Genomic DNA, 7,607 nt, shown 5'->3' with positions numbered 1-7,607 from the left:
ATATAGGAAAGGCATCTATAAACACATATTTAAGCAATAGAGAAAGCTGTTGGAAGTATAAATACAAGAACAAAAAGTTACCAAAGAAAGTGCAATCATTTATGGAGAAATTAGATAATTTGTACACTATAAAAGGGCTTTATAAAGAAGAAAGATATAGGTTGATGTTTAATAATTGTAATGTTATAGACTATGCACAAGATGAAAAAGAACTTAGTTTAAAAGAAATGATATATATAACAAGAGTAGATGTAGTATCAAAGTTCATAGATGGATTAATAGTTGAAGAACCTATAATTTTATTAAATAGAAATAGCTCGATGGCTAAAGTGAAGGAAAATAAAGGAATGAAAGCAACTTTAATAGAAACACCAAAGGTTTCATAATAATAAATAAAATTAATATTTTATTAAATTATAATGGAGGAATAAAGGATGAAATCAGCTATAGGAATAGACAGAATGAGATTAATCAACGTATATATTAACTCGATAGATTTAAACCGCTACAATGGGCATATAGTAGCTGGAGATGGTATAAAAATTAAAGAGTTAAATATCGGACAAGATATAGAGGTAGCAGAGATAGATATAACTATTAAAGGGAACTCAAATAATGAGAAAGATAATTATCTTATGAAATTAAAATTAAATAGAATTCCATATTTAGATGTATCTATAGATGTAAATGCCCCAAGGGTTCTATATGGAACAAATGAAGTAAATATAAGTGATAGCAATGATATGTATTTATTAATAAATGAGATAAAAGATAAATTTTCTAAAGTTGGAATAGATATCAATTTAGATAAAGTTATTATTAGTAATTTTGAAGTTAACTACAATAGTCATAGTCAAAAGTTATTAGATACATTTAAGTTAATAAAGAGATCTTTAGATCAAGAGAAAGAAAAAGTGTTTCTTGTAGACCGTAACGGAGAAACGGAAAGTTTAATGATAAACTTAAGTGATCGAAAAATAAAGATATATAACAAGGCAAAACAATTAGAAGATACAGGTCAAATAGCTATTAAAAAAGATACCGTAAGGATTGAAGTATCTACTAGCAACACTATGTTAATAAGAAGACTGTGTAAGTCTAAAGTAGCTACAATAGATAAGTTTATAATGAACTTTGATGATTTAAAATTATGGTTTATAGATACTGTTAGAAAAAGATTAAAGTTAGTTATAGATAGATATTGTAATGATATAGAAGAAAATATATATAATAGATTAATAAAAGGTGAAAGATACTACAATATTTTATTAGGGGTAGCAACTAATGGAGATATAGTTGATATGATTATATTTGATAATGCTGTTAAGAGATATTATAAATATACAGGTAAGAAAAAACCAAATACAGTAATAAAGGGATATCATAGAAAATTAAGAGAATATGATGAAGAATTATATCAAAGATTAGTAAATAATTTAGTTGAAATAAATAAATTATTTGAGGAAATAGAAGTTGGACTTACTACCTTGAAAGTAAGTTAAACCTAGTGTTTTCAATGGAAAAGATTGAATAACAAGATAAAAGAATACCTAAATAAACATAGGTATTCTTTTATTTATATAAAAAACAATTGTATTTTATTGTAAAAAAGTATAAAATTTATTTATAAAATTAAATAGAAAGACTTACAAGTTCCGTTTTAGGTTTGGCGACCTTCAACTGGATTAGTACCAACTATCGCACAATAGTCAGTAGTACAAGTAAGCCTCAGAACTGTAAAATCTAGAAAGTATTTGGCGATACTTTAAAGAATAAATACAGTTTGTTATTAAATTTATACTTAATAGTATAATATATAGTATTTACTTTGTTCAAGTACTTTATTAACTTTGATATAAATTTATATAATTTAAGGATACTTATAGACTTATTCCAAGATAGTGGGATAAGTCTTTTTTAATGCTTTAAAGTGTGGTTAGAGGAATAACACACTATAATAAAAAACTATTGCATTAATCATGCAATTATGGGTCGTTAGAGGATGGCTACTATTTTCTTAGACAAGCTGATAAAGTGGTAGCTTTAGAAGTGGAGTGCCTGTCCTAGTGTGGGGCGACTGTGAAAGGATGATTACCTTACTTGATAATACTAGACCTAAGCGAGTTAGAACAGTTGTTGGTGAAATAAGATTATAGAAATATAATACGAATAAACCAAAGGGTATACGGATACCTCATGAAAAAGTGGTGTAGTATATCCTCTTATATCTCAAATATATTTTTGAGATATAGGGGGAGAAGTAGCCATTTCCTAATCCCCTATGGTGTATTATGATTGATTAGATAAATCAAGATAAATAATAAATTATAAAAAACTAGGCTACTGAGGGGGTAAATATATATATTATTTATTTAGAATAAGTTATAATAGGATATAGCATTTAATTTTTTACTATATACATCAATTTTCTCTAATGAAAAAGTACCTATACAAATTTAAAATTAGAGAGGTGATGTATTTATTTAGAGATAGAGATATTTTATTATTTTCTATCTCTTTTTAATTTTACCTGGACTTTTTTAGTCAAATTTGAGATAATAAAATTAACAAATGATAAGAAATTAAAGATTACGGAGGAAATTATGAAGATAGCAGTAGATTTATTCTGTGGAGCAGGCGGAATGAGCGAAGGTATATTACAAGCAGGATTTCATATTGCATTTTCTAGTGATAAAAGCTCAGAAGTTGCACTAACATATAAAAATAGACATACTCAATTAGGATTAATACAAGGAAAAAATACTTGGTTTGAACAAATGGACATTAGAGATCTAAGTGGTGACTTTATAATAAAAAAGATAAAAAGTTTAGATATGTTCAAACAAGGAAGACAAGGTAAAGCTAGGAGAAAAAGATTTAAAAAAGAAAATCCAATTGATGTTATATTTGGAGGTCCCCCATGTCAAGGATTTAGTAGATCAGGAAAGAGAGATCCTCAAGATCCAAGAAACTTTTTATTTAGAGAATATTTGAGAATAATAGATGAAATAAGACCTAGATATGTTGTTATGGAAAATGTAGAAGGTATGTTAGATATGAGATTATATATAGAAGGACTTAGAGGAGCTAACTATGAAAATGTAGAAGTTCCTAAAATACTAAAATCGGAGTTTAAAGCTTTAGGTTATAAGACATTAGAGCCTAGACTAATGGATGCATCTGACTATGGTGTACCTCAATCGAGAAAAAGAGTAATATTTATAGCATACTTAGAAGGCGAGAAAGAACCCAAATACCCTACACCAACTCATGTAGGAGAAGATAAAGTAACAGTTTTACAAGCGATAGGAGATTTAATAAAAGATAGAGATTTACGAGAAAATTTAAACCCTCAACTTACAGAGTATCAAAATACCTCTAGATTTGGAAGAACGAGAAGACTAGATGGATCTAGATTAGAAGTAGATACAAATTTAAATTCAGAGTTATCTAATCATACAAATATAGTTAAAGAAAGATTTTCTTTATATAGAGAAGGAGAGGATGCAAACTCATTAAGAAAGAGAATAAAATCAGAAGGTATAGATATATCAGATAAACCAAACTTAATAGAGTATATAGAAAAAGAAATGGAAAAATTAGCAATAAATACTCAAGTAGATATATCTTTAGAAGTAGCAATGACTATAGATGAAGTACTTAATGATAGGGATCATATTATTAAATCATTACGAAATCCTAATTGTATAGATGAACTTATAGATGCATTGTTAACTAAAAAGAATAGTAGAACCAGATTGGATAGAAATAAACCTTCATTAACAGTTTTAACTATACCAGATGATTATATATCTCCATTTGAAAATAGAACCTTTACGGTTAGAGAGTTAGCAAGATTACAGTCTTTTGATGATAGTTTTGAATTTTTAGGAAAAAGGACTACGGGTGGACAAAGAAGGAAAGAAGAAGTGCCACAATATACTCAAGTAGGTAATGCAGTACCACCTTTACTAGCAAAAGCTATAGCATTAGAGATCAATAAAAGCATATCAACCAAAAATAAGCATAAGAGAAATAATTTTTAATAATATATAAATATAGAAAAAACACTAGATAAAAATTCTAGTGTTTTTTATTTGAGTGTGTTTACGCTAAATTAATATTTTTATATTATATCATGTTATTAAGAATATTAAAGTACTATTCTATAAAGTTATATCAAAGTAATTATAAACAGTATTAATATTAGGGATATTATCTCTAATAGAATTTCTGACACTACCACCATCAATACCAGCTAAGAAGTTTGTTGTAATAATCTCTTTGATAGATTTAGCAACATTAGGAGAAGTAGGAAATCCCCAATAATTACCTCCAGATAGATTTCTAACCCTTTGAACACATGTTGTCGTTGGTGTAAAAGGATCTCCAGAATTACTAGGAACTGTTACAAATGCATATGTAAAACGTTGTGGAGATATAGAATATCCATTAATTCCGACTGAAATACCTCTTGCAAAACTTTGTCCAGAATAAATCATATCCCATAGCATAGGTATTTGAGCATTATCTTTCCAATTTGTTTTACATTGGATGACACAGATATTAATAGAATTAAAATATGTGTCAGTAAGATAATCAATTATTTTATTGTAATTGACATTACCACTTCTTTTATATATAGGTATATCTGTTATATAATTATTTAGATCAGATATATCGCATGTAAACTCTGGAACATTTGGAAATGTTAAGGCTATTAAATCACTTTCAGTATTAGAATTAAAATTATCATAAGTAACTGTTATTGCATCAGAAATTGGATTTGGAACTAATGATTTTAAAGATTTTATTACAACAGTTCTTGTACCTATTAAGCATAGATTAAGATACCAACAAACTAGTCCTTCCCAAGAATATCCACCGCCAGATACATCACTTTGATCTCTTCCGCTTGCAGTAGATTTGAATATGCTAGAAAGATTATCTCCTAAATCAAATATAGTAGATGGATTACTAATATTAAGTTGATCTATTATTAAAGGACGCCATGCAGGCCATGAATTACTAAATTTACCCATAGCAAACACACTTTGGATACTTTCTTTTCGTATATGTTCAATTATATTCATTAATATCACCTCCTAATATAATATTATAATGCAAAATATGGAAAATGTGTTACGATAAAAATTTTATCTAAAAATAGAGTACACCCTAAATTTACAAATGTAAAAGCTGATAATCTGTAAATTTAGGGTTATTTTCGCGGTTAATTTACAAAGTGTAAATAAAGTCCTTGATTTTAAATTTACAAAATGATATAGTTAGTTCATAAAGTTAATTAAATCGGAGGATGAAATAAAATGATAGTAGGATATGTAAGAGTTTCAACCGTAGAACAAAATGAAAGTAGACAGCTTATAACAATGGAGAAGTATAGTGTAGAGAAAGTATTTAGCGAGAAGGTATCAGCTAAAGATACAAATAGAGAAGAATTAAATAAGATGTTAGAGTTTGTAAGAGAAGGCGATACAATAGTGATACATGACTTTAGTAGACTAGCTAGAAGTACAAAGGATCTGTTACATATAGTAGAGTTGCTAGAAGATAAAAATGTTAATTTAATAAGTGCAAAAGAAAATATAGATAGTAGTACCCCAACAGGAAAACTAATGTTAACTATGATAGGTGCAATAAATGAATTTGAAAGAACTAATATGCTTGAAAGACAAAGGGAAGGAATAGCAATAGCTAAAGAACAAGGTAAATATAAAGGTCGTAAAGAAGTTAAGGTAGATAATTTTGAAGAATATTACACTAGATATTTAAATAGAGAGTTTAATAAAACTCAACTAGCTAAAGAATTAGATATATCAAGACCTACGTTAGATAAGCTAATAAAAGAATATGAAAATAAATAAGGTTAGTGATTAATACTAGCCTATTATTATGCTATAATTCAAATTGATGACAAAGGTATGACAAAAGTATTTTTATATCAAGGGGGTTAGAATATGGAAGATAAGTTTAAATATATATTAGAACTACAAGAACAAGGACTTACGAGACATGAGATAAAGGATAAGTTAGGTTATAAAAGTATAGATAGTCTTACAAAATTTCTTAAAAAAAGAGGATACTCATTTGATAACAAGTTGAATAGATATACTCCTATTGATGACATTAGTATGACAAATGCAATTGGAGAGATTAATAAGGCGAAACAACAAGATATAATATTAAATGATGACAAAGGTATGACTATAGACATACAACAAGATATAAAGGCTAATATAATTAAATTAGCTAATGATTATGATAAGATACAACAGGTTATAAAGTGGTTTGATAATAAGATTGATGACAAAAGTATGACAGAGGTCATTGAGGTTATTAATCAAGGGATTAAAATAGATCTTCCACTATCTGAAAACACAAGGACTACAATAAGAATAAACAAAGAAATATGGGATAGATTTGAAGAGTTCTCAAAGAAAAATAAGGAATTTAATAAACAAGATCTAATGGCACAAGCACTAAAAGAATATATGGAAAAATACTAAACAGTATATCAATTAATTGATAGGCTGTTTTTTTTATATAGGGGATATATCGGGTTATGTAGGGGATTTGTAAAAAAAATAAAAAAAAATCTACTTCAACTTTTACTTTTTAAAAAGGAGGGTCTTTAGATACATTAAGATATATTTTTTACATCCTTTGGGTGAAAAGTAAATAATTAAATATAAAGAAATTTAAAAAATTAAGTACAAAATATAAGATAATTTTTTACACTTCAAAATTTAAAGTAAATAATCGGATGTAAGGTTAAATAAGAAATATATAACTTTATAAAGTCTCTAGTTATATTTGAAGACGTAAAAATTGAAAGGAGAAGATTATGGAAGTCAAGTATAATTCAACAAAACAATTAAAAGAAAGTGAGATACAAGATTTATGGTCAATTATAGGAACTGAAAATCTAGAAAATGATAACTTTATAGGAATGTTAGGAAATACAGAAGAACATAAACAAGTTATTAAGTTTTTATGTAGTGTAACACCTAATATAATCGATAGTGACATTATACAGCTATGCTTATTAGCTAACTTAATAGTTGAATATAACTATTTAAATAACCAATTAGAGGAGTTAAAAGAAGATCTACAAATGTATATAAAAACTATGAAAATAAAAAATGAGGTTGCAACTAAGATTGATGCAATATCTAGAAATTATGGGTTAACACCCTCAACTAGGTCTAAGATTACTCCAATATTTAAAGATGAAGTGGAGGAGGAATAAATGGTTGTTATAAAACATGCTAAGAGAAATAGAAGTGGGAAGAAAGATAAATTTGAAGATGATGAATTTATAAAATTCCTTAAGAGTTTTGGATTTGAATTTGATAATGAAGGACGACTTATAAATAAACCATTTACTGAGAATAGGAGAAGTGAAGATGAAAAAAAGTAAATTTAAAATATATGAAAGAGTTTGGAATTTAAGCAATGAAGATGAAAAGGAATTGAAAAAAGTAGGGTTAGAAAAAGGAATTTATAAGTATATAGGAAAGGCATCTATAAACACATATTTAAGCAATAGAGAAAGCTGTTGGAAGTATAAATACAAGAACAAAAAG

9 protein-coding genes are annotated in these 7,607 nt (G+C 27.1%); 8 read left to right on the top strand and 1 reads right to left on the bottom strand.

Translation table 11 applies throughout. The features are described 5' to 3' along the window. The 3 genes from ABCP60_RS15480 to ABCP60_RS15470 form a co-directional block, all read left to right on the top strand. On the top strand, nt 1–386 hold a 386-nt coding region (locus ABCP60_RS15480; protein ID WP_343102133.1), incomplete at its 5' end, for a hypothetical protein. Nucleotides 387–434: 48 nt separating this feature from the next. Beyond that, on the top strand, nt 435–1,502 hold the full coding sequence (locus tag ABCP60_RS15475) for a hypothetical protein (RefSeq protein ID WP_343102132.1): 1,068 nt from the start codon (nt 435–437) through the stop codon (nt 1,500–1,502). Nucleotides 1,503–2,603: 1,101 nt separating this feature from the next. Beyond that, the gene (locus ABCP60_RS15470; RefSeq protein ID WP_343102131.1) at nt 2,604–4,046 is read left to right on the top strand and encodes a DNA cytosine methyltransferase; all 1,443 of its coding nucleotides are present in this window, start codon (nt 2,604–2,606) and stop codon (nt 4,044–4,046) included. Between the two features lie 120 nt (nt 4,047–4,166). Here the strand turns inward: ABCP60_RS15470 and ABCP60_RS15465 are convergent, their stop codons facing one another. Next, nucleotides 4,167–5,093 carry a hypothetical protein gene (locus ABCP60_RS15465; protein WP_343102130.1) on the bottom strand — a complete coding sequence of 309 codons (927 nt, stop codon included), beginning with the start codon at nt 5,091–5,093 and terminating at the stop codon, nt 4,167–4,169. A 234-nt stretch (nt 5,094–5,327) separates the two neighbouring features. Between ABCP60_RS15465 and ABCP60_RS15460 the strand changes: the two genes are divergently transcribed. From ABCP60_RS15460 to ABCP60_RS15440, 5 genes are all read left to right on the top strand, one after another. Further along, the gene (locus ABCP60_RS15460) at nt 5,328–5,885 is read left to right on the top strand and encodes a recombinase family protein (protein WP_343102129.1); all 558 of its coding nucleotides are present in this window, start codon (nt 5,328–5,330) and stop codon (nt 5,883–5,885) included. A 93-nt stretch (nt 5,886–5,978) separates the two neighbouring features. Beyond that, the gene (locus ABCP60_RS15455) at nt 5,979–6,527 is read left to right on the top strand and encodes an integrase (RefSeq protein ID WP_343102128.1); all 549 of its coding nucleotides are present in this window, start codon (nt 5,979–5,981) and stop codon (nt 6,525–6,527) included. Between the two features lie 338 nt (nt 6,528–6,865). After that, nucleotides 6,866–7,270: a hypothetical protein gene (locus ABCP60_RS15450; protein ID WP_057553281.1), complete on the top strand. Its 405-nt coding sequence runs from the start codon at nt 6,866–6,868 to the stop codon at nt 7,268–7,270. Then, entirely contained in the window at nt 7,271–7,441 is a 171-nt protein-coding gene (locus ABCP60_RS15445; RefSeq protein ID WP_343102127.1) for a hypothetical protein, read from the top strand. Beyond that, the coding region (locus ABCP60_RS15440) for a hypothetical protein (protein ID WP_343102126.1) at nt 7,428–7,607 on the top strand (180 nt) is incomplete at its 3' end. The genes ABCP60_RS15445 and ABCP60_RS15440, both read left to right, overlap by 14 nt.

Origin of the sequence: Romboutsia sp. MSSM.1001216sp_RTP31141st1_G3_RTP31141_220114, assembly GCF_039031195.1 — a bacterium.
Classification (GTDB): Bacteria; Bacillota; Clostridia; order Peptostreptococcales; family Peptostreptococcaceae; genus Romboutsia_C; species Romboutsia_C hominis.
Note: the sequence above shows the minus strand (reverse complement) of the source record. Positions and strands in the feature narration are given on the sequence as shown.